The organism is Brevibacillus migulae (genome assembly GCF_004521915.1).
Lineage (GTDB): Bacteria > Bacillota > Bacilli > Brevibacillales > Brevibacillaceae > Brevibacillus_F > Brevibacillus_F migulae.
Genome location: NZ_SDKD01000083.1, coordinates 1 through 377 on the forward strand (window position 1 = coordinate 1; position 377 = coordinate 377).

A 377-nucleotide genomic window follows, 5' to 3' on the forward strand; every position below is an offset into this window, starting at 1 on the left:
CTCTCTCTCTCTCTAATTCTATGTCCGTATTCTCTGTATATGGGATTAACGGATTTTGACAATCCAGATTTACGGATTTGTAAATCCCAGTAGTATCAAGGGTTTCATCGTGTAATTCCGGATTTACGGATTTGTAAATCCCAGTAGTATCAAGGGTTTCATCGTGTAATTCCGGATTTACGGATTTGTAAATCCCAGTAGTATCAAGGGTTTCATCGTGTAATTCCGGATTTACGGATTTGTAAATCCCAGTAGTATCAAGGGTTTCATCGTGTAATTCCGGATTTACGGATTTGTAAATCCCAGTAGTATCAAGGGTTTCATCGTGTAATTCCGGATTTACGGATTTGTAAATCCCAGTAGTATCAAGGGTTTCA

Annotated in this window: 1 protein-coding gene; it reads right to left on the minus strand. The window is 38.5% G+C overall.

Annotation, left to right across the window (positions count from 1 at the left end; translation table 11 throughout):
- Positions 1-377 (minus strand): hypothetical protein (locus EIZ37_RS26210; RefSeq protein WP_205683892.1); only part of this gene is annotated, 377 nt, incomplete at both ends.